Raw genomic sequence first — 19256 nt, forward strand, 5'->3', positions numbered from 1 at the left:
CTTAATTTGAAATTTTGAAGTCCCTATAGTTTTCAAAGTTTGCTAGCGTAACATCCAAATAAGTCACATGCGCAAACGGCGTGGGACCTTTGCGTATTTCTTGGATGAATTTGGCCATTTGACTGCTAGACTCTGCCTGAGCTAGAATACCAACCGTCCCATCGTCATTGTTCCAGACACGGCCAGTAATCCCACCGATCTCTATAGCAAGACTGCAGACTCCCCAGCGAAAACCAACTCCTTGAACCCGTCCTTGGGCAATCATTTTTACCTTTTGCATGTGCATCCTCCTTGACTCGAAGAAATCTATCTGAGGCATGATTTCTTCTTTTTCTTTGTGCTATAATAGGTCTATGAATATTATAACGTCTAAATCCAATAATGTAATCAAAAATGCTAAAAAATTACATCAAAAAAAATATCGGACAGATTCCTATCTCATTGAAGGTTGGCATCTCTTTGAAGAGGCACTAGAAAATCAGGCGATCATTCGTCAGGTCTTTGTTTTAGAAGCCTATTTAGACCGCGTAGAGAATATCCAAAACGTCACTGTCGTGACTTCGGAGATCTTGAGTCTCTTGGCTGATTCGAAGACCCCTCAAGGAATTGTCGCAGAGATTCTTATAGAGCAGCCAGAACTTCCAGATCAGTTACAAGGTCGTTACCTCTATTTGGAGGATGTCCAAGATCCAGGTAATGTGGGAACCATGATTCGAACAGCAGATGCAGCCGGCTTTGATGGTGTCATGCTTTCGAAAGCATCCGCAGATCTATACAGTCTCAAGACTCTTCGATCCATGCAGGGCAGTCATTTCCATCTTCCTATCTGGAAAATGGACCGAGAAGAACTGTTTGAACGAGCTAGTCAATCCAATCTAGCGGTCCTCGCAACGACGCTATCAGAAGCTTCCATCGATTACCGTCAGCTTCCACAGACTAATCAGTTTATCCTGGTTATGGGCAATGAAGGCAAGGGCATCAGTCCAGAAATGGCTACACGAGCCGACCAGCTTGTTCATATTACCATGCCGGGTCGGGCTGAGAGTTTGAATGTTGCAGTAGCTGCTGGAATTTTGATGTTTCATTTAAGGAATTTTTGAGAAAAAGCAGTATACTTAAGTTGAAAAAAGAAATTGGTGGAAATCTTATTGGGAGAGCCTATCAAGGAAAGGTGGTGATCTGATGCAATATCATCGTGACAAAGAATACATGACCTATGTGGGACAGTTGATCCAGCACCCTAAGGTTCAAAAATTAGCCGACATCCCCCATCATATTCATTCCAATCGTTTGGAGCATTCCATTCATGTTAGCTATACTAGTTATAAACTGGCTAAAAAATTTGGTTGGGATGCCAAAAGTACGGCTCGGGGTGGCCTCTTGCATGACCTCTTTTACTATGATTGGCGCGAGACCAAGTTTACCAAGAGTCACGCCTGGATTCATCCACGCATTGCCGTGAGAAATGCGCGAAAGATTACAGATCTTAATGCTAAGGAAGAAGATATCATCATTAAACACATGTGGGGGGCTACCCTTGCTCCGCCTCGCTACAAAGAATCCTTCGTGGTGACCATGGTGGATAAATACTGGGCTGTTAAGGAAGCTTCAGAACCTTGGCGTAAAAAGATGGCCAAAAGGAGATTTTTTCATCGAAAAATGTTAAAATCTTAGTAAACAAATTTGAAAGGAACTTGTTTATATGTATAATGATTCAGTAATCCAAGAACAAAGTGGATTGAATGCTTTTTATAACAAAATCTATTCATTAGTAGGAATTGGTGTTGGGATTTCAGCCCTTGTGTCTGGCCTGATGATGACGGTCTTTCAAGACTTCTTCGTTCAAATCTTGACAACAGCACCAATGGTTTACTACGCAGCAGTTGTTGTAGAATTGATCTTGGTCTTTGTTGCCAGTGGGAAGGCTGTTAAAAATAGCCCGTCTGCTCTTCCGATCTTCTTGATCTACTCAGCTTTGAATGGCTTTACCTTGAGCTTTATCATTGCTCGCTACATGCAAGCGACGGTTTATAAGGCTTTCTTGGTCAGTGCCTTGATGTTTATTGTCATGGGAGCTATCGGACGCGTCGTGAAAAAAGACCTTTCTGGAATGGGACGTGCCTTGATGGGAGTCTTGATTGGTGTGATCATCGCTTCTGTTGTGAACATGTTCTTGAGAAGTTCTGGCATGGATTATATCTTGAGTATTATCTCTGTCTTCCTCTTTGCAGGATTGACAGCTTGGGATAACCAAAAAATCCGCTATGTCTATGATCAAACCAATGGTCAACCTGCGACAGGCTGGGCAGTGGCCATGGCTTTGGAACTGTATCTTGACTTTATCAACCTCTTTATCAGCCTTCTTCGTATCTTTGGAAGAAACGACTAATCAAAGAGAGATTGAGCTGGGGCAATAGCCTCGGCTTTTTTTGTCTTCCGACTTGTGCTATACTTATAGTGACTACAGAATAGAAATGAGTACTTATGAAAATACCTTTTGTAACCCGTGAACAATTAGAAAGCCTGACCCAAGAATTTCCTACCCCTTTTCATCTCTATGATGAAGCAGGAATTCGTGAAACGGCTCGTGCCCTCCATCGAGCTTTTGCTTGGAATGAAGGATTTAAAGAATACTTTGCCATCAAGGCGACTCCGAATCCATCGATCCTAAAAATTTTGCAAGAAGAGGGCTGTGGAGTTGACACTGCCAGCTACGTCGAATTGTTAATGGCAGATAAACTTGGCTTTAGTGGAAAAGAGATCATGTTTTCTTCTAACAACACGCCAGCTGAAGAGTTCATCTATGCTCGTGAATTAGGGGCAACCATCAATCTGGATGCCTATGAAGACATTGCTTTCTTGAAGTCTGTGACCAGCATTCCCAAGGTCATTTCATGTCGCTATAATCCTGGTGGAGTCTTTGAACTGGGAACTGATATTATGGACAATCCGGAAGAAGCTAAGTTTGGAATGACCAAGGAGCAATTGATCCAAGCCTTTATCGAGTTGAAAGAACTGGGGGTGGAAGAGTTTGGCATTCACGCCTTGTTAGCTTCTAATACAGTATCCAACGATTATTATCCAGAGCTAGCGCGTCAACTTTTTGAATTGGCAGTGGAAGTCGTCGAGAAAACAGGTGTCCATTTGGGCTTCATCAACCTCTCTGGTGGAGTTGGGGTCAATTACAAGCCAGAGCAAGAACCAAATGATATTGCCATTATTGGGGAAGGCGTGCACCGCGTTTTTGATGCGATTCTCAAACCGGCAGGACTTGGTCATGTGAAAATCTATACCGAACTTGGTCGCTTTATGCTAGCTTCACACGGTCTTTTGGTAACCAGAGTGACGCATAAAAAGAAAACCTACCGGACCTATGTGGGTGTCGATGCTTCAGCTGTGAACCTTCTGAGACCGGCTATGTACGGTGCTTATCACCATATTACCAATATGGATCGTCCAGATGGACCGACTGAAGTGGTCGATGTCGTGGGAAGTCTCTGTGAAAATAACGATAAATTTGCTAAACAACGTGAATTACCAGTGACGGAGATTGGAGATTTGCTCGTGATCCATGATACCGGAGCACATGGATTTTCAATGGGGTATCAGTACAATGCCAAATTGCGTTCTGCAGAAGTTTTGCTTCAAGAAGATGGGCAGGCCCGTTTGATTCGTCGAGCAGAAAAACCAGAAGATTATCTTGCGACACTATACGGCTTTGACATTGAAAAATAAGCGATTGTCTGATATAATGATAGTTATGTAAAAATAATGGATCGGAGAAAATTGTATGAATCTCTTTTTAGGAATTTTGTTGATTATTTTAGCTTTCTTTGGTGGGATGGTTGCAGGAATGTTCTTGCTTCGTCGTCAATTTGAAAAAGAATTTGCATCAAACCCCCGTTTGAATGTTGAAGCAGTCCGTACGCTTTTAGGTGCCAGCGGACAACGTCCAAGCGAAGCAAAAGTTCAACAAGTCTATCGCCAAATTGTGACTCAACAAAAATCAGCAATGGCGAAAAACAAGAAAAAATAAGAGTGGGGCAATCTCACGATAATAAATGAGAGGGGCTTGGAGGAATTTCTTAGTCCCTCCTTTTGGAAGGAAGAGATATGGATAACCGACCGATTGGTTTTTTAGATTCTGGAGTAGGGGGCCTGACTGTTGTCCGCGAATTGCTCCGTCAGCTTCCTCACGAAGATGTCGTCTATATTGGAGATTCAGCGCGTGCACCTTATGGTCCTAGACCAGCAGACCAAATTCGCGAGTATACTTGGCAGATGGTGAACTTCCTTCTGACCAAAAATGTCAAGATGATTGTTTTAGCTTGTAATACAGCGACTGCAGTGGTTTGGGAAGAAGTCAAGGAAAAACTTGATATTCCTGTTTTAGGAGTGATCTTGCCCGGAGCTTCTGCAGCCATTAAATCAACGACCCATCAAAAAATTGGGGTCATTGGGACACCGATGACAGTTTCTTCTGGAATTTATAAAGAGAAGATTCAAAGTCTGGCACCAGATATGAAAGTCACCAGTTTAGCTTGTCCCAAGTTTGTTCCTTTAGTGGAATCAAACGAATTGGCATCCAGTGTGACCAAAAAGGTGGTTTACGAAACCCTAAAACCACTAGTTGGAAAGGTTGATACCTTAGTCTTGGGATGTACCCATTATCCTCTGTTAAAACCGATTATTCAAAATGTGATGGGACCGGATGTCAAATTGATTGATAGTGGAGCGGAGTGTGTTCGGGATATTTCCGTCTTATTAAACTATTTTGAGCTCAATAAGAGCCGCGAACTCTTAGAGAAGACCCACCGCTTTTATACCACTGCAAATGCTAATAGCTTTGCAGCGATTGCCGAAAAATGGCTAGAACGTTCAGTGAATGTGGAGCACGTAAATTTATGAGTGACAAACTATTTGAATACAAAGATTCCCAAGATTGGTATATTGCCCAATGGGGAGAAGATGCAGACTACAACCAATTTAGTCAAGTTCCTGCGGAAGCTTCCACTCTTTTAGACCAGCTGGAACTTCTCTTTGCCAAGGATCCTGAAGGATTTCCTCTCAATCTATCGGTGATGCGCTATGGATCAGCCTTTCGTTTCCTAACCTTTTTGACTGAAATCATGAATGAAGTCAAGGGAAGATCTTTTGAAATTATTCAGCGTCAAGGAGCCTTGCTCTTGGTTGAAAAAGGGAAATTGCTCTATTTGCATTTGCCAAGTGATGGGCTGGATTTGGAAGCCTTTTTGGGTCAAGACAAGGTCAAAGATACGATTCTTATTGCGACTCGAAATGAGGGAAAAACCAAAGAATTCCGTAACATGTTTGAAAAGCTGGGCTTTGAAGTGGAAAACCTCAATCAGTATCCAGAGCTTCCAGAAGTCGAAGAAACAGGGATGACCTTTGAGGAGAATGCCCGCCTAAAAGCTGAAACCATCGCAGAGCTAACTGGGAAAACAGTTTTAGCGGATGATTCAGGTTTGAAGGTAGATATCTTGGGAGGCTTACCAGGAGTTTGGTCCGCTCGCTTTGCGGGAGTTGGTGCGACAGATGCGGAAAATAATGCGAAATTGTTGCACGAATTGGCCATGGTCTTTGACTTGAAAGACCGTTCAGCCCAGTTCCATACGACCTTGGTGGTCGCAAGGCCAGGCAAGGAAAGCTTGGTGGTTGAAGCTGATTGGCCAGGGTATATTAATTTTGAACCTAAGGGTGAAAACGGGTTTGGCTATGATCCACTCTTCTTAGTTGGGGAAACGGGCCGTGCTGCTGCGGAATTAACACTTGAAGAAAAAAATACACAATCGCATCGTGCTTTAGCTGTTAAAAAGTTATTGGAGGTATTTCCATCATGGCAAAGCAAACAATCATCGTTATGAGTGACTCGCATGGAGACCGCTCCATTGTTGAAGCTATTAAAGAAAAATACCTAGGCCAGGTCGATGGGATCTTTCACAATGGGGATTCTGAACTAAAAAGTGATGATCCTGTCTGGGAAGGGATTCACGTTGTCCAAGGAAACATGGATTTTTATGATGGCTATCCAGAACGCTTGGTGACCCAACTAGGGCCAACACGAATCATCCAGACCCATGGGCATCTCTTCCAGATCAATTTTAGTTTTCAAAAATTGGATCTGTGGGCCCAAGAGGAAGAAGCAGATATCTGTCTTTACGGCCACCTTCATATCCCAGATGCTTGGAAGGAAGGAAGAACCCTCTTTGTGAATCCTGGATCCGTTAGTCAGCCACGCGGTCTGATTCGAGAGTGTCTCTATGCTAAAATTGAGATAGATGATTCTAACTTCAAGGTAGAGTATTATACGCGAGATCATGAGTTGTATCCTGAATTGACAAAGGAGTTTAGCAGATGATAGCAAAGGAATTTGAACGTTTCTTGCTGGCGCAGGAAGAAACGTTCTTAACTCCGGCCAAAAATTTAGCGGTCTTGATTGATAACCACAATGTAGACCATGCTGTCTTGTTGTTGAGCCAGATTAGCTATAGTCGTATTCCGGTAGTGACGGATGAACGCAAGTTTGTGGGGACGATCTCCCTAACGGATATTCTATCTTATCAATTGAAACACGAGATTCCTGAGGAGACTTTTGCCTCGATGGATATCGTAGACGTTGCAAAGAAGGAGGTCGGGGTCATCGGCTTAGACTTCAATTTGACAGAAGTCCTTCACAAGTTGGTGGATGACTCCTTCTTATCAGTGGTGGATGAAGAAGGTTATTTCCAAGGGATTATTACGCGGAAATCGATCCTCAAAGCCATCAATTCGCTAATGCATAATTTTTCAAATGAATACGAGATGATTCCAAAATGAAAGAATTTATTGCAAGTTTTATTGATCAAAAAGAACTAAGTGAAAATTCTCAGTCAGCCTATTTCTATGATTTGGACCAATTTATTGAATCAATTCATGGAAAAGTGACGCCGACGAATTTGAGAATTTACCAAGCTTCGATTAAAGATTTTAAACCGGCGGTTCAAAAACGAAAATTATCCGCTGTTAACCAATTTTTATATTATTTGTATCAAGAACGCTTTATTTCTGAATACCATCGTTTGGTCTTGCCTAAAATTCAACCGGTCAAGACCCATGATCGTGAATTGTTGGATCTGACCCATTTTTGGGAAGAATCAACTAACCCACAGGGACGCTTGATGGCCTTATTGATTCTGGAGATGGGCTTATTGCCAAGTGAGATCCTCCAAGTCAAGGTCGAAGATATTCAGCTGGACTTTCATGTCATTCGAGTGGGCAAAGATGGCCAAAAACGGGTTTTAAAAGTTCCAGAGCCTTTACTGGAAGAGTTGCAACTCTTCCTCGATGGTGTCTATCTCTTTGATAATAAAGGAAAATCATACTCCCGTCAGTGGGGATTCCGACAATTAGAAGCCTTCTTGATCGAAAAAGGCAACCAAGACCTTTCGGCACAATCGATTCGTGAGCAATATATTTTGAAACAACGAGAACTCGGTGTGGATCTTTTTAGTATTGCGCGTGAATTGGGCCTAAAAACCATGGTGACATTAGAAAAATATAAATAATGGATATTAAAATTAAAGATTTTGAAGGGCCTTTGGACCTCTTGCTCCACTTGGTCTCTAAATACCAGATGGATATCTATGAGGTCCCCTTGATTGAGGTGATTGAACAGTACCTGGCTTATCTGGCGACTCTCCAGGCTATGAAACTAGAGGTAGCAGGGGAATACATGCTGATGGCTAGTCAACTAACCCTGATCAAGAGTCGAAGACTTCTTCCTAAGGTCGCAGAGGAGATGGATGAAGCAGAGGATCTAGAGCAGGATCTCCTTTCTCAATTGGAAGAGTACCGTACTTACAAGCAATTAGGAGAGTTGATGGCCTCGCAGCACGAGGAGCGCGCCCTCTATTATTCGAAACCAAAGATGGAATTGGTCTATGACGATACCGAATTACTTCATGATCGCACCACGGTGGATCTCTTCTTGGCTTTCTCAAAACTATTGACCAAGAAAAAAGAAGAATTCCGCCAGAACCATACAACCATTGTAAAGGATGAATACAAGATTGAGGATCTGATGGACCAGCTGCGTCACCGATTCCACGATCGCTCACAAGTTCTCTTGCAGGACTTGTTTCTAGAAGCAGCGGATCTCCAAGAGGTCATTACCCTATTTCTTGCAACCCTTGAATTAATCAAGATTCAAGAGGTCACAGTGGTACAGGATAGGGCTTTTGGAGAAATTTACTTAAATAGGATTGAACATGAGCAAATTAGCTGAAATTGAAGCACTCTTATTTGTAGCGGGTGAAGAGGGAATTACTGCCAGACAAATCGCAGATCTTCTCTCTTTACCCCCAACAGGTGTGGTGCAAAGTTTAGAAAAATTGGCCCAAAAATACCAGGAGGATACAGATACGAGTCTGTGTTTGATGGAGACAGCTTCCCGTTATAAATTGGTGACAAAGGCAGACTACGCTTCGGTTTTACGAGACTATTCTAGAACGCCTATGAACCAAAGTTTGTCTCGGGCTGCCCTTGAAACCTTGTCAATCATTGCTTATAAGCAACCGATCACCCGCGTGGAGGTCGATGATATTCGAGGCGTCAATTCCAGTGGTGCTATTACCAAACTGCTTTCATTTGATCTGATCCGTGAAGATGGAAAAAAAGAAGTCCTCGGGCGTCCTAATTTGTATGTCACGACGGAGTATTTTTTGGATTATATGGGGATCAATCATTTGGAGGAATTGCCAAAGGTTGAGGAAGTGGACATCGATCCAGAGGAAGGTCAATTATTTTCAGAGAGAACAGAGGAACTAGATGAGAATTAACAAATATATTGCCCATGCAGGCGTGGCTAGTCGTCGCAAGGCCGAAGAACTGATCAAGCAAGGCTTGGTGACAGTCAATGGCCAAGTTGTGCGTGAATTAGCGACCATCATTAAAACCGGAGATAAGGTTGAAGTAGAAGGGACTCCAATCTATAACGAAGAAAAGGTCTACTATCTTTTAAATAAGCCACGTGGCGTCATCTCTAGTGTATCGGATGATAAAGGGCGGACAACAGTCGTTGACCTTTTATCTCAAGTACCAGAGCGCATCTACCCAGTGGGACGTTTGGACTGGGATACATCTGGTGTCTTGATTTTGACCAATGATGGTGATTTTACAGATGAGATGATTCACCCGCGCAATGAAATTGATAAGGTCTATGTGGCGCGTGTCAAAGGGATTGCCAATAAGGAAAACTTGCGTCCCTTGACGCGAGGGGTGACCATTGATGGAAAGAAAACCAAGCCAGCGACTTACGAGATCTTAAAAGTGGATGTCGAAAAGAACCGTTCAGTGGTTCAGTTGACCATTCATGAAGGGCGTAACCACCAGGTTAAAAAGATGTTTGAAGCTGTGGGACTTTTAGTGGATAAACTCTCTCGGATCCAATTTGGAAATTTGGACGTCTCAGGACTACGTCCGGGTGAATACCGTCGCTTGAATAAAAAAGAAATCAGCCAGTTGCACAATCTAGCAGTGACTAAATCTAAAAAAGCATGAAAATAATCCTGATTGCGCTGGTCAGAGGCTATCAAAAATGGATTTCTCCCCTATTTTCGCCTTCTTGTCGCTTTCAACCGACCTGTTCCAATTATATGATCCAAGCGATTGAACGTTTTGGTGTGAAAGGTGTCTTGATGGGGATTGCGAGGATTCTACGTTGCCATCCTGGAACCAAAGCAGGACCGGACCCCTTGCCAGACCATTTTAGTCTGAAGCGAAATGAAGAATCAAAATAGGACGATCGCAAATAAACAGAAACGAGGCTGGGACAAAAGTCCTAGCCTCTCAATTATTTTTGGATTGTAGAGCAAGACGCAGTGGTTGAGTGGGCTCTACTACGCTAATTTCATCAGCTTTTACAGCCCTACTCAACTGTGCGGAGGTGGGACGACGAAATCGAATTCTAACGAATTACCGATTTCTGTCCCACTCTCGTTGATTTTGTACTAGAGTTGTCTATCAGCGTTTAGACCATGTTTTAGGGAGGAAGAGAAGAATCATTGGATAGATTTCAAGCCGTCCGGCAATCATGGCTAAGGAAAGTAATAGTTTTGAAATCGGACTAAAGATGGAAAAGGTTTGACCTGTTCCAATCATAGGTCCAATGTTGTTGAAACAACTAAAGACAGCACTGACAACCGTCATGAAGTTATTATTGTCTAGACTGACTACAAAGAGTAAGCCGATCGTGATAAAACTGTATATTGTAAAGTACTTGAGGATCTGATGCTGTGTATCCTTATCTAATACCGTATCATTGACATGCAAGGTTAGAACGCGATTCGGAGACAAGGTCGAAAGAACCTGATTTTTTGCGATTCGCCATAAGGTCAAGCACCGAATGACTTTAAGGCCCCCAGCGGTCGATCCAGCAGAACCACCGATGACCATCAGCATCAAGAGGATGAACTGAGAAAAGAGAGGCCATTTTTCCGTCGTTCCATAACCAAAACCGGTAGTGGTGATGATATTGGAAACTTGGAAGAAAGAAATTTCAAAACTCTTAGCGACATTGGCATAGAGATGAAGGACATTGTAAGCGATCAAGACACTGGACACGAGGACGATGGTGATATAGGTCCGCAATTCCTCATCTTTAAAGAAGGCCTTGAATTTTCGGATCATGAGGAAGTAGTAGAGGTTAAAGTTAACCCCGAAGACTAAAACCCCGATACTGACCAAATAGGTGATTAAACTACTATTGTAGTGGGCAATTCCGTCGTTAAAAACGGTAAAGCCCCCGGTTCCAGCCGTCCCCATGGCGATGACAAAACTATCATAAAGGGGCATGCCGGCAAGGAAATAAAGAACCACAAAAAGGAAGAACAAGCCCAAGTACAAGAAGTAGAGGATTTGAGCTGTGTTTTTTAATTTGGAAACGACCTTCCCAAAAACTGGACCAGGAACTTCTGCCTTCATGACTTCAAGGTGGCTGTTCTTGTTATTGTCCATAATTGCAAGGGCGAAGACCAATACTCCCATCCCCCCAATCAAGTGGGTAAAACTGCGCCAAAAGAGGAGAGAATGGGTGAGGACACCCACATCATCTAATATCGTTGCCCCTGTTGTTGTAAAGCCAGAGCTGACTTCAAAGAAGGCATCGATAATGTTGGGAATTTGTCCCGAAAAGACAAAGGGAAGGGCGCCAAAGAAGGACCAGAGGATCCAACAGAGGGCTACAATCAGGACTCCTTCTTTAGCATAAATGTGAAAGTCCTTTGGTTTGTGAAAACTACCAAGTAGCCCCAGCCCAAGTAAGATGGCCATGGTTGCCCCAATAGAGACAAAGACCTTGGCAGGTTCCTGATAGATCGTAGCGACGACTAAGGGAACGATCAGGAGAGCTGCCTCGATTAAGAGGAGCTTGGACAAGAGGTAACGAATCATGCTTCTATTCATCAGGCTTACCTCTCAAGTAGATCGTAGATTTTTGTGACATTTTGAATCAAGGTGGTTACGATAATCCGATCTCCTACCATCAAACGGTCATCTCCATTTGGGAAAATAGCTTTGCCGTCTCGAATAATGGCAGCGATCAAGACGCCTTTTTTCAATTTCAATTCAGAGAGGGGATATTGGGTTAGTTTATTGTCTTCCTTAATTTGGAACTGCAAGGTTTCAATCCGGCCGTTTGCGACATGGTGCAAGGCTTCTAGGTTTGAGAACTGTGCATTGTAGCGTCCACGAATAAAGTGCATAATGGTATCTACAGCGATGCGTTTTGGCGTAACGATACTGGTCATATCTTGATCGCCAATGATCTCCAACAGACTAGTTCGGTTGACCTTGGTAATGTTCTTTTTGACTCCGACAGAATTTAAGAACATGGAGGTGATGATGTTTTCTTCATCGACCCCTGTCAAAGTAGCCACAGCATCGAAGTTATTGGCACTCTCTTCTAAAAGAATGTCTTTAGCAGTTCCGTCTCCATGGACGACATAGAGATCAGGAAATTCCTGACTAAAGAATTCCGCCCGTTCGCGATTGACCTCTAAGACCTTGAGATCGATCTTGCGGCGCACATCTTGAAGAATATTGAGTAAGTAGTAGGCAATTTTTCCAGCACCAATGATCATCATGCTTTTAATGACCTGAGGGCGAACATTGTTGTGGAAGAGAACGACCTCGATCCGATTACCTGTTACGAAAATCTTGTCTTGAGGTTGTAAGACAAAGTCTCCGTTTGGAATGGTGAGTTCGTTGCCACGCTCGATTGCACAAACAATGACATTTCCGTATTTCTTCCGGAATTGGGATAGACTCATATTGCAGAGATTGCTATCTGGCTTGATCTTAAATTCCATCAAGGCTACCCGACCATTGGCAAAATGCTCCACAGAAAGGGCATTTGGGAAGTCAATGATATTGGCAATATAGCGAGCTGTCAGCAATTCCGGATTGACGACTAGGGAGAAGCCCAAGATATTTTTTTCCTTGAAGTAGGAATTGGAATATTCCGGATTCCGCACCCGAACGATAGTCTCTTTGGCTCCCATTTTTTTAGCCAAAACAGCAGAGACCATGTTAACCTCGTCGTACTCGGTCATGGAAATGAAGATGTCGCAGTCTTCAACATCTGCTTGCTCCAAGATCTTGAAGTTTGCCCCATTTCCTAAAATTCCAATGATATCAAACCGTTTGGTAATATGGTTAAGAACGGATTCGTCTTTTTCGATCAAAATAACATCGTGGTTTTCAGCAACGAGGGAACGACAAAGGGCCGTTCCGACCTTTCCTCCACCAACAACAATAATTTTCATAGATTACCTCCAGAGTATGCTTCTATCATACTCTATTTTCAAGAAAAATTCATCTATTTTAAGGACTTTCTGGAGGAATCTTACCAAGCTAAGAACAAGTGGGAAAAATTGTCAAAATAGAAGAATGAGGAGGGATCGAAAACTTTGATAAAGTTTCTTAAAAAAATCTAAAAAAACTATTGACAGGAGCTTCAAAAGTGATATACTTAAAAAGTACCTTCGTTGATTTACCTCAAACCTGTTGTGAGTTAAGTTAATGAAGCTGTAACCACGCTGTTTGCTGAGCTTGACTCCGGGCAGTGTGGCTATTTTTTTATCAGAAAGAGATCGAGTATGAATATTGAAGAACTAGACTACCAAGAGTCAGCGGCTCAAAATCACATCGTCTTGTTCCAACCTCAGATTCCACAAAATACGGGAAATATTGCACGGACTTGTGCGGCGACTAATTCTCCCTTGCATATCATTCGCCCCATGGCTTTTCCGATCGATGATCGCAAAATGAAGCGAGCAGGACTCGATTATTGGGACAAGCTGGATGTCCGTTTTTATGATAGCCTAGAAGAGTTTATGGAAGCAGCGAGCGACGGTCAGGTGCACTTAGTGTCCAAGTTTGCAAATCAGACCTATTCGGACGTTTCTTATCAGGATGGGAAGTCCCATTATTTCTTGTTTGGACGCGAGGATAAAGGTTTGCCGGAAGATTTTATGCGCCAGCACGAAGAGAAGGCCATTCGCATTCCGATGAATGATGAGCATGTCCGTAGTTTAAATGTCTCCAATACCGTCTGCATGATTGTCTATGAGGCTCTCCGCCAGCAAGGTTTTAAGGGGCTGGAGTTGAGCCATCGTTATGAGCACGACAAGCTCAAATAAGAACGAAAAATTAAAACCCGAACGATGTAATCCATGACGTTACAAAAACTTGCTTAGGCAAGTTTTTTTTGTTATCATAAAAGGGTCTTCAGGGCAGGGTGTAATTCCCGACCGGCGGTGACTTTTACTAGGAAATGTTCTTTTCCATACTCTAAAAGAAGTCCGCGAGCGCAAGCTGATGTGGTGTGACTCCACAACCGACAGTATAGTCTGGATGGGAGAAGACGAGAGACGAATAGACTGACAGCTATTCTGATCTGTTTAGAGCTGATGCATGGAAATGGAACGTTAGGGTCTAAGACTGACTAACGGCATGTTTCGATGGAGACCAGCTAAAGTAACTAGAATAGTTTCTAGTTTAAGCTTTGTTTAAATAGTTTAGAGTAGAATGATGGAGTAGACGTCTTTCCAGCTTCTCTAATTTTTAAAAAATTGGAGGAACCTGTTATGACAAATACACGTAAACTGACCCTAGTGGCTGTTTTATCCGCTTTATCTTTTATTTTGATGTTCTATCAATTTTCTTTCTTGATAGATTTCTTCAAAATTGATTTGAGTATCATCGCCATTTTGTTGGCCTTGGTCCTGTTGGACTTTAAAAGTGCCGTTTGGGTGACCTTGATCCGATCTGTTCTTAAATTAGCCCTTAATAATAAGGGACTTGAAACCTTGATCGGATTACCAATCAATATCATTGGTGTTCTTGTTTTTGTCCTTGCTTTTGCTTGGATTTGGAACAAAGAACGGACCCATGGTCGATTTGTCCTGGCAACGATTGTTGGAACGATCAGCTTGAGTATCACGATGGTGTTGGTGAACTATGTCTATGCAATCCCTTTGTATGCTCGTTTTATGAACTATGATATTTCGAAAACACTAGGGCTTGTCCACTATTTAGCCGCAATGGTTGCACCGTTTAACCTGATCGAAGGGGTGATTTGGGCCATCGCATTTGGGTTGATCTATACCTTATTGCAACCGATTTTGAAAAAATATGAAAAATAAACAACAACATTGGGCGAAGGCAAGCTTCGCCCTTCTCATTTTTGTCATTCTTGGGTATGTGATTCGCTTTTACCCGCAACAATTAACAGGCTTTGATAGCACGATTCAATCTGCTATTCGAGGCGATCTGCCTGCAACACTGACGGTCTTCTTTACCAAGGTAACCCATGTCATGGATACCAAGATCATTGTCATCTGGGTGGGTCTTCTGCTAGCGGTCTTTGCCTATAAGAAATGGTACAGTGAAGCCCTCTTTTTTGGAAGCAATCTGGTATTGACTGGTCTTTTGGTTCTTCTTCTAAAGAATATCTACCAGAGACCGAGACCAAGTATTCTTCATCTAGTAGAGGAAAAAGGCTTTTCTTTCCCGAGTGGTCATTCACTGGCATCTACCCTTGTTTTGGGAAGTTTGATCATCATAATCGGCCAACATGTAAAACATAAAACAGCCCGCTATTGCCTTCAAGGCTTGCTGGTTCTGGGAATTGTGACCATTGTGGTTTCCCGCGTTTATGTTGGGGTCCACTATCCATCAGACGTTCTTGGCAGTATGATTTTGGGTCTTGCTGTCTTACAGTTTGAGTATCCCTTGTATGATCGCTTGCGATTTCAATGGCGCTTTACAGGGAAGCAAAAATAAGCATCTAACAACTAGGAGTCGAAGTCGCGTTTTGAGTTCGACTCTTTTTTTTGCTATAATGAAGGATATGAAATCCTACAATACCTTGAATGATTATTATCGAACCTTATTTGGAGAAAAGACCTTTAAAGTCCCTATTGATGCGGGCTTTGATTGTCCCAATCGAGACGGAACAGTCGCCCACGGTGGCTGTACTTTTTGTACGGTCTCGGGTTCAGGAGATGCCATTGTGGCCCCAGAAGCTCCGATTCGAGAACAGTTTTACAAAGAGATTGACTTTATGCATCGGAAATGGCCAGATGTGAAGAAATACCTGGTCTATTTTCAAAATTTCACCAATACCCACGATAAAGTAGAAGTCATTCGAGAGCGGTATGAACAGGCCATCAATGAACCAGGAGTGGTAGGAATCAACATTGGTACGCGTCCGGACTGTTTACCAGATGAGACCTTGGCCTACCTAGCAGAGCTGACAGAGCGCATGCATGTGACGATTGAGTTGGGGCTTCAGACGACTTATGAAGCGACTTCTGAATTGATCAATCGAGCCCATAGTTATGATCTCTATGTTGAAACAGTCAAGCGTATTCGCAAACAGGTGCCCAAGGCAGAGATCGTCTCCCATTTGATCAATGGCCTTCCTGGGGAAACGCATGAGATGATGGTGGAAAATGTTCGCCGTTGTGTGACTGATAATGAAATTGATGGCATCAAGTTGCACCTCTTGCATTTGATGACCAATACACGGATGCAACGGGACTATCATGAAGGACGACTTCAACTCATGAGCCAGGAGGAGTATGTCAAGGTCATCTGTGACCAGTTGGAGATCATCCCCAAACACATTGTCATCCACCGGATTACAGGGGACGCACCACGGGATATGTTGATTGGCCCTATGTGGAGTCTCAACAAATGGGAAGTCCTAAACGCTATTGAAACTGAAATGCGTCGTCGTGGAAGTACCCAAGGATGTAAGCTAGAAGAAAAGGAGACTGCTGATGCTTCGACCACTTGAAATGGCCCATCAATTTTTAGCAGAAGTCATCACCAAAGAAGATGTGGTGGTGGATGCGACCATGGGAAATGGACATGATACGGCTTTTTTAGCCCAACTAGCAGGCCAAGTCTATGCCTTTGATATTCAAGAACAGGCCCTTGTAAATACCCAAGAAAGATTGGAAAAGTTGGGGCTTCAGCATGTTCAGTTGATTTTAGATGGTCACCAGCATGTGGACCAATATGTGGAGACCCTCAAAGCAGCTATTTTTAATCTGGGTTATCTGCCATCTGCGGATAAATCGGTCATTACTCTTCCAGCTACCACGATTGAAGCGATGGAAAAAATCTGTGCTCGCCTAGAAAAAGGTGGGCGAATGGCTATTATGATCTATTATGGTCATGAGGGAGGAGACATCGAGCGTGATGCGGTGCTGGACTTTGTCAGTCAGCTCCCTCAAAAAGACTATACAGCGACCATCTACCGGACACTGAATCAAGTGAATCAGCCACCGTTTTTGGTCATGATCGAAAAATTAGAAAGCTACCGTCATGGATAAAGAATATTTAAAGAATAAAATCGAAGGATTGAGACATCATTTTGTCGAATCAACCATCCACGAGCGTGCAATAGGTTTTTATGATGAAGCCCATATGACCAAAAAGATGCTCAAAATAAAAAAGAAATTGGTTTCGCTTGAGATGGAACGGTGCCAAAAGAAGATTGAGCACAAGGATGTAACCAAGACAGACCAAAAGATTGCGGAGTTAAAACAGCAATTTGAGACCTGTTGCCAAGAACGCTAAGGAGGGAGTGATATGGAACTACTCCTTTATGCAGTGATCTTTTCGATGATTTTGATCGTCTCAAATGCCACGAATAAACTTGTACCAAGCCTTCCTCTACCCTTGATTCAAATTTTACTAGGGATTGGTTGGGCCCTCTTTGTGCCAGAAGAAAATTTTCATCTGGATACCGAGCTTTTTCTGGCCTTGGTCATTGGCCCTCTCTTATTTCGAGAGGCAGAAGAAGCAGATATTACTTCTGTCTTAAAGCACTGGCGGATCATCCTCTATTTGATTTTCCCAGTGATTTTTATCTCAACCATTAGTTTGGGCTGGGCAGCTCACTCCTTGTGGCTGAGCCTTCCATTAGCAGCCTGTATGGCAGTTGGGGCAGCCCTGGGGCCTACAGACTTAGTGGCCTTTGCTTCCCTGTCTGAGCGCTTTAGCTTTCCAAAGCGGGTTTCGAATATCTTAAAAGGCGAGGGGTTACTAAATGATGCCTCAGGTCTAGTTGCCTTTCGAGTGGCCTTGGCAGCCCTTGCGACCGGAAGTTTCTCCCTTGGAGAGGCAGGGGTTTCCTTAGGAATCTCCATTATTGGAGGATTTGCGGTGGGGATCTTGACGGCCTTTGTGAACCGTTGGTTGCAAACCTTGCTCTTGAGTGTTCGCGCTAGTGATATTGCCAGTGAATTGTTATTAGAACTGAGCCTCCCTTTGTTGACCTTCTTCTTAGCAGAAGAACTCCATGTCTCTGGTATCATTGCAGTAGTTGTGTCAGGAATCCTAAAAGCCAGTCGCTTTAAGCACATTACCCTCCTTGAAGCGCGGGTAGATACTGTGAGTCATACTGTCTGGAATACGGTCAACTTTATCTTAAATGGGTCGGTCTTTGTCATCTTAGGAATGGAATTGGAAATGATTTCCAAGCCCATCTTAAGTAGTCCCATTTACAATGATCTTCTTTTAGTTCTTTCGGTCTTTGTGTTGACAGCCTTGCTCTTTTTGATTCGTTTTGTCATGGTTTACCTCTTTTATTGGTTCCGAACGGTTCGACTAAAAAAATCATTGAGAAATTATCTGAAGGATGCCTTATTGCTGACCTTTTCGGGTGTGAAGGGAACAGTTTCTATTGCGACGATCCTTTTGATTCCAACCAAAATCGAAAAAGAATACCCCGTCCTACTCTTTTTAGTGGCAGGAGTTACCCTTGTCAGCTTTATTGCTGGCTTAGTGGTGCTTCCAAAATTATCAGAAGATAAGGAAGAAACCAATAACTACCTGATGCAGATCGCGATTTTAAATGATGTCGTCATGGAATTAGAAGCAGACCTAAAGAATAGTAAGCACAAGGGGCCCTTGTATGCGGCGATTGATAACTATCATGGTCGGATTGAAAATTTGATTCTAAGCCAAGAAAATAAGCTCATTCAAAAGGACTGGGAACAGCTGAAGCTCTTGATTTTGAGTATTGAAAGTGACGGATTGGAACAAGCCTACGAAGAAGGAAAGATGCGCGATCGGGGCTACCGTGTCTACCAACGCTATCTTCATAATATGGAGCAGCGGGTCAATCGCAACCTTTCGTCTCGTCTAACATACTACCTCTTGGTTTCTTTCCGCATCTTGCATTTGCTGGTCCATGAAATCCTAACATTAGGGTCTGGCTTTCGAACTTGGTGGAACCGAGAGGATAGAAAGTTAGAAGCCATTGATTATGACCAGATTGCGGCCCTTTATTTGGCCAATACGGAAATCATCATTGAAAGTTTGGAAGACCTCAAAGGGGTTTATCGGAGCAGTCTGATCTCTTACCTGCAAGAATCTCGTCTGAGAGAGACGGCCATTATTACTAGTGGAGCCTTTGTGGAGCGGGTTATTAACCGGGTGAAACCAAATAATATCGATGAAATGTTGAGAGGCTATTATTTGGAGCGTAAGATTATTTTTGAATACGAAGCGCAACACCTGATTACCGCCAAGCAAGCGCGTCGCATGCGTCAAAATGTCAATGAATTAGAAAGCTACTCCCTAAGAGAAAGTGCCAATACTCTTCCATACGATATGATCGAGTATGCACAAAATCGATAAGCGTAAAAGTGCTAAGATGAAAATCTTAGCACTTTCAGATT

General features: G+C 43.0%; 24 protein-coding genes and 1 riboswitch. Of the genes, 21 read left to right on the plus strand and 3 right to left on the minus strand.

The features are described 5' to 3' along the window. Nucleotide 1: 1 nt before the first annotated feature. Nucleotides 2–280: an acylphosphatase gene (locus HMPREF2686_RS03845; RefSeq protein ID WP_070449277.1), complete on the minus strand. Its 279-nt coding sequence runs from the start codon at nt 278–280 to the stop codon at nt 2–4. 73 nt (nt 281–353) lie between these two features. Between HMPREF2686_RS03845 and HMPREF2686_RS03850 the strand changes: the two genes are divergently transcribed. The 14 genes from HMPREF2686_RS03850 (at nt 354) to yidD (ending at nt 9797) form a co-directional block, all read left to right on the plus strand. Continuing rightward, nucleotides 354–1100, plus strand: coding sequence for a TrmH family RNA methyltransferase (locus HMPREF2686_RS03850; RefSeq protein ID WP_049472066.1), 747 nt, complete (start codon nt 354–356; stop codon nt 1098–1100). 82 nt (nt 1101–1182) lie between these two features. Next, a complete protein-coding gene (locus HMPREF2686_RS03855) occupies nt 1183–1674 on the plus strand; it encodes an HDIG domain-containing metalloprotein (RefSeq protein ID WP_013904023.1) in 492 nt (163 codons plus the stop codon). 28 nt (nt 1675–1702) lie between these two features. Continuing rightward, nucleotides 1703–2389 (plus strand): Bax inhibitor-1/YccA family protein, encoded by a 687-nt coding sequence (locus tag HMPREF2686_RS03860; RefSeq protein ID WP_003008369.1) that lies wholly within the window; start codon nt 1703–1705, stop codon nt 2387–2389. Between the two features lie 95 nt (nt 2390–2484). Further along, nucleotides 2485–3735, plus strand: coding sequence for a diaminopimelate decarboxylase (locus HMPREF2686_RS03865; protein WP_049472067.1), 1251 nt, complete (start codon nt 2485–2487; stop codon nt 3733–3735). A gap of 55 nt (nt 3736–3790) precedes the next feature. Beyond that, the gene (locus HMPREF2686_RS03870; RefSeq protein ID WP_013904022.1) at nt 3791–4036 is read left to right on the plus strand and encodes a YneF family protein; all 246 of its coding nucleotides are present in this window, start codon (nt 3791–3793) and stop codon (nt 4034–4036) included. A gap of 77 nt (nt 4037–4113) precedes the next feature. Beyond that, nucleotides 4114–4908 carry a glutamate racemase gene (gene racE, locus HMPREF2686_RS03875; RefSeq protein ID WP_049472068.1) on the plus strand — a complete coding sequence of 265 codons (795 nt, stop codon included), beginning with the start codon at nt 4114–4116 and terminating at the stop codon, nt 4906–4908. After that, nucleotides 4905–5885, plus strand: coding sequence for a nucleoside-triphosphate diphosphatase (locus tag HMPREF2686_RS03880; RefSeq protein WP_049472069.1), 981 nt, complete (start codon nt 4905–4907; stop codon nt 5883–5885). The genes racE and HMPREF2686_RS03880 overlap by 4 nt, the downstream gene beginning before the upstream one ends. Continuing rightward, nucleotides 5858–6379: a metallophosphoesterase gene (locus HMPREF2686_RS03885; protein ID WP_049472070.1), complete on the plus strand. Its 522-nt coding sequence runs from the start codon at nt 5858–5860 to the stop codon at nt 6377–6379. Before HMPREF2686_RS03880 ends, HMPREF2686_RS03885 begins: the two co-directional genes overlap by 28 nt. Continuing rightward, entirely contained in the window at nt 6376–6837 is a 462-nt protein-coding gene (gene cbpB / locus HMPREF2686_RS03890; protein ID WP_021153703.1) for a cyclic-di-AMP-binding protein CbpB, read from the plus strand. The genes HMPREF2686_RS03885 and cbpB overlap by 4 nt, the downstream gene beginning before the upstream one ends. Continuing rightward, nucleotides 6834–7565 carry a site-specific tyrosine recombinase XerD gene (gene xerD / locus HMPREF2686_RS03895; RefSeq protein ID WP_049486127.1) on the plus strand — a complete coding sequence of 244 codons (732 nt, stop codon included), beginning with the start codon at nt 6834–6836 and terminating at the stop codon, nt 7563–7565. Before cbpB ends, xerD begins: the two co-directional genes overlap by 4 nt. Continuing rightward, the gene (locus HMPREF2686_RS03900; RefSeq protein ID WP_024055478.1) at nt 7565–8284 is read left to right on the plus strand and encodes a segregation/condensation protein A; all 720 of its coding nucleotides are present in this window, start codon (nt 7565–7567) and stop codon (nt 8282–8284) included. The genes xerD and HMPREF2686_RS03900 overlap by 1 nt, the downstream gene beginning before the upstream one ends. Continuing rightward, entirely contained in the window at nt 8268–8837 is a 570-nt protein-coding gene (scpB, locus tag HMPREF2686_RS03905; protein ID WP_003017403.1) for an SMC-Scp complex subunit ScpB, read from the plus strand. Before HMPREF2686_RS03900 ends, scpB begins: the two co-directional genes overlap by 17 nt. Beyond that, nucleotides 8827–9558, plus strand: coding sequence for a pseudouridine synthase (locus HMPREF2686_RS03910; RefSeq protein WP_070449279.1), 732 nt, complete (start codon nt 8827–8829; stop codon nt 9556–9558). Before scpB ends, HMPREF2686_RS03910 begins: the two co-directional genes overlap by 11 nt. Continuing rightward, complete coding sequence (gene yidD, locus HMPREF2686_RS03915; protein ID WP_049472074.1) at nt 9555–9797, plus strand: membrane protein insertion efficiency factor YidD; 243 nt, start codon at nt 9555–9557, stop codon at nt 9795–9797. The genes HMPREF2686_RS03910 and yidD overlap by 4 nt, the downstream gene beginning before the upstream one ends. A 223-nt stretch (nt 9798–10020) precedes the next feature. Here yidD and HMPREF2686_RS03920 read toward each other — a convergent pair whose 3' ends face one another. Beyond that, the gene (locus HMPREF2686_RS03920; protein WP_024055210.1) at nt 10021–11460 is read right to left on the minus strand and encodes a TrkH family potassium uptake protein; all 1440 of its coding nucleotides are present in this window, start codon (nt 11458–11460) and stop codon (nt 10021–10023) included. A 5-nt stretch (nt 11461–11465) separates the two neighbouring features. Beyond that, nucleotides 11466–12821, minus strand: a complete 1356-nt coding sequence (gene trkA, locus HMPREF2686_RS03925; protein ID WP_003008340.1) for a Trk system potassium transporter TrkA — start codon at nt 12819–12821, stop codon at nt 11466–11468. A 333-nt stretch (nt 12822–13154) separates the two neighbouring features. Between trkA and HMPREF2686_RS03930 the strand changes: the two genes are divergently transcribed. The 7 genes from HMPREF2686_RS03930 to HMPREF2686_RS03960 all read left to right on the plus strand — a co-directional run bounded on the left by HMPREF2686_RS03930 (nt 13155) and on the right by HMPREF2686_RS03960 (nt 19215). Further along, nucleotides 13155–13697: a tRNA (cytidine(34)-2'-O)-methyltransferase gene (locus HMPREF2686_RS03930; RefSeq protein WP_003005113.1), complete on the plus strand. Its 543-nt coding sequence runs from the start codon at nt 13155–13157 to the stop codon at nt 13695–13697. 80 nt (nt 13698–13777) lie between these two features. Further along, a riboswitch (FMN riboswitch) is annotated at nt 13778–13927 on the plus strand. 202 nt (nt 13928–14129) lie between these two features. Next, nucleotides 14130–14702 (plus strand): ECF transporter S component, encoded by a 573-nt coding sequence (locus tag HMPREF2686_RS03935; protein ID WP_324252899.1) that lies wholly within the window; start codon nt 14130–14132, stop codon nt 14700–14702. Next, entirely contained in the window at nt 14692–15342 is a 651-nt protein-coding gene (locus HMPREF2686_RS03940) for a phosphatase PAP2 family protein (RefSeq protein WP_049507204.1), read from the plus strand. Before HMPREF2686_RS03935 ends, HMPREF2686_RS03940 begins: the two co-directional genes overlap by 11 nt. A 58-nt stretch (nt 15343–15400) precedes the next feature. Beyond that, a complete protein-coding gene (locus tag HMPREF2686_RS03945; RefSeq protein WP_148130197.1) occupies nt 15401–16360 on the plus strand; it encodes a tRNA modification radical SAM protein MnmL/YtqA in 960 nt (319 codons plus the stop codon). After that, entirely contained in the window at nt 16344–16901 is a 558-nt protein-coding gene (locus HMPREF2686_RS03950; RefSeq protein WP_024055343.1) for a tRNA 5-(aminomethyl)-2-thiouridylate-methyltransferase MnmM, read from the plus strand. Before HMPREF2686_RS03945 ends, HMPREF2686_RS03950 begins: the two co-directional genes overlap by 17 nt. Beyond that, nucleotides 16894–17148, plus strand: a complete 255-nt coding sequence (locus tag HMPREF2686_RS03955) for a hypothetical protein (protein ID WP_023918874.1) — start codon at nt 16894–16896, stop codon at nt 17146–17148. Before HMPREF2686_RS03950 ends, HMPREF2686_RS03955 begins: the two co-directional genes overlap by 8 nt. A 12-nt stretch (nt 17149–17160) precedes the next feature. Beyond that, a complete protein-coding gene (locus tag HMPREF2686_RS03960) occupies nt 17161–19215 on the plus strand; it encodes a cation:proton antiporter (RefSeq protein WP_049507206.1) in 2055 nt (684 codons plus the stop codon). Nucleotides 19216–19256 lie beyond the last annotated feature (41 nt).

This window comes from Streptococcus sp. HMSC057G03 (genome assembly GCF_001808745.1).
In the GTDB taxonomy this organism is placed as follows: Bacteria; Bacillota; Bacilli; order Lactobacillales; family Streptococcaceae; genus Streptococcus; species Streptococcus parasanguinis_Z.

What these genes read in the sequence shown, in the direction of transcription:
- HMPREF2686_RS03865 (WP_049472067.1), top strand. Translation starts at nt 2,485, where the DNA reads ATGAAAATACCTTTTGTAACCCGTGAACAATTAGAAAGCCTGACCCAA.
- HMPREF2686_RS03960 (WP_049507206.1), top strand. Translation starts at nt 17,161, where the DNA reads ATGGAACTACTCCTTTATGCAGTGATCTTTTCGATGATTTTGATCGTC.
- racE (WP_049472068.1), top strand. Translation starts at nt 4,114, where the DNA reads ATGGATAACCGACCGATTGGTTTTTTAGATTCTGGAGTAGGGGGCCTG.
- HMPREF2686_RS03870 (WP_013904022.1), top strand. Translation starts at nt 3,791, where the DNA reads ATGAATCTCTTTTTAGGAATTTTGTTGATTATTTTAGCTTTCTTTGGT.
- HMPREF2686_RS03855 (WP_013904023.1), top strand. Translation starts at nt 1,183, where the DNA reads ATGCAATATCATCGTGACAAAGAATACATGACCTATGTGGGACAGTTG.
- HMPREF2686_RS03920 (WP_024055210.1), bottom strand. Translation starts at nt 11,460, where the DNA reads ATGAATAGAAGCATGATTCGTTACCTCTTGTCCAAGCTCCTCTTAATC.
- HMPREF2686_RS03850 (WP_049472066.1), top strand. Translation starts at nt 354, where the DNA reads ATGAATATTATAACGTCTAAATCCAATAATGTAATCAAAAATGCTAAA.
- HMPREF2686_RS03950 (WP_024055343.1), top strand. Translation starts at nt 16,344, where the DNA reads ATGCTTCGACCACTTGAAATGGCCCATCAATTTTTAGCAGAAGTCATC.
- scpB (WP_003017403.1), top strand. Translation starts at nt 8,268, where the DNA reads ATGAGCAAATTAGCTGAAATTGAAGCACTCTTATTTGTAGCGGGTGAA.
- HMPREF2686_RS03910 (WP_070449279.1), top strand. Translation starts at nt 8,827, where the DNA reads ATGAGAATTAACAAATATATTGCCCATGCAGGCGTGGCTAGTCGTCGC.
- HMPREF2686_RS03930 (WP_003005113.1), top strand. Translation starts at nt 13,155, where the DNA reads ATGAATATTGAAGAACTAGACTACCAAGAGTCAGCGGCTCAAAATCAC.
- HMPREF2686_RS03845 (WP_070449277.1), bottom strand. Translation starts at nt 280, where the DNA reads ATGCAAAAGGTAAAAATGATTGCCCAAGGACGGGTTCAAGGAGTTGGT.
- HMPREF2686_RS03940 (WP_049507204.1), top strand. Translation starts at nt 14,692, where the DNA reads ATGAAAAATAAACAACAACATTGGGCGAAGGCAAGCTTCGCCCTTCTC.
- HMPREF2686_RS03955 (WP_023918874.1), top strand. Translation starts at nt 16,894, where the DNA reads ATGGATAAAGAATATTTAAAGAATAAAATCGAAGGATTGAGACATCAT.
- xerD (WP_049486127.1), top strand. Translation starts at nt 6,834, where the DNA reads ATGAAAGAATTTATTGCAAGTTTTATTGATCAAAAAGAACTAAGTGAA.
- HMPREF2686_RS03860 (WP_003008369.1), top strand. Translation starts at nt 1,703, where the DNA reads ATGTATAATGATTCAGTAATCCAAGAACAAAGTGGATTGAATGCTTTT.
- HMPREF2686_RS03945 (WP_148130197.1), top strand. Translation starts at nt 15,401, where the DNA reads ATGAAGGATATGAAATCCTACAATACCTTGAATGATTATTATCGAACC.
- HMPREF2686_RS03900 (WP_024055478.1), top strand. Translation starts at nt 7,565, where the DNA reads ATGGATATTAAAATTAAAGATTTTGAAGGGCCTTTGGACCTCTTGCTC.
- cbpB (WP_021153703.1), top strand. Translation starts at nt 6,376, where the DNA reads ATGATAGCAAAGGAATTTGAACGTTTCTTGCTGGCGCAGGAAGAAACG.
- HMPREF2686_RS03880 (WP_049472069.1), top strand. Translation starts at nt 4,905, where the DNA reads ATGAGTGACAAACTATTTGAATACAAAGATTCCCAAGATTGGTATATT.
- trkA (WP_003008340.1), bottom strand. Translation starts at nt 12,821, where the DNA reads ATGAAAATTATTGTTGTTGGTGGAGGAAAGGTCGGAACGGCCCTTTGT.
- HMPREF2686_RS03885 (WP_049472070.1), top strand. Translation starts at nt 5,858, where the DNA reads ATGGCAAAGCAAACAATCATCGTTATGAGTGACTCGCATGGAGACCGC.
- yidD (WP_049472074.1), top strand. Translation starts at nt 9,555, where the DNA reads ATGAAAATAATCCTGATTGCGCTGGTCAGAGGCTATCAAAAATGGATT.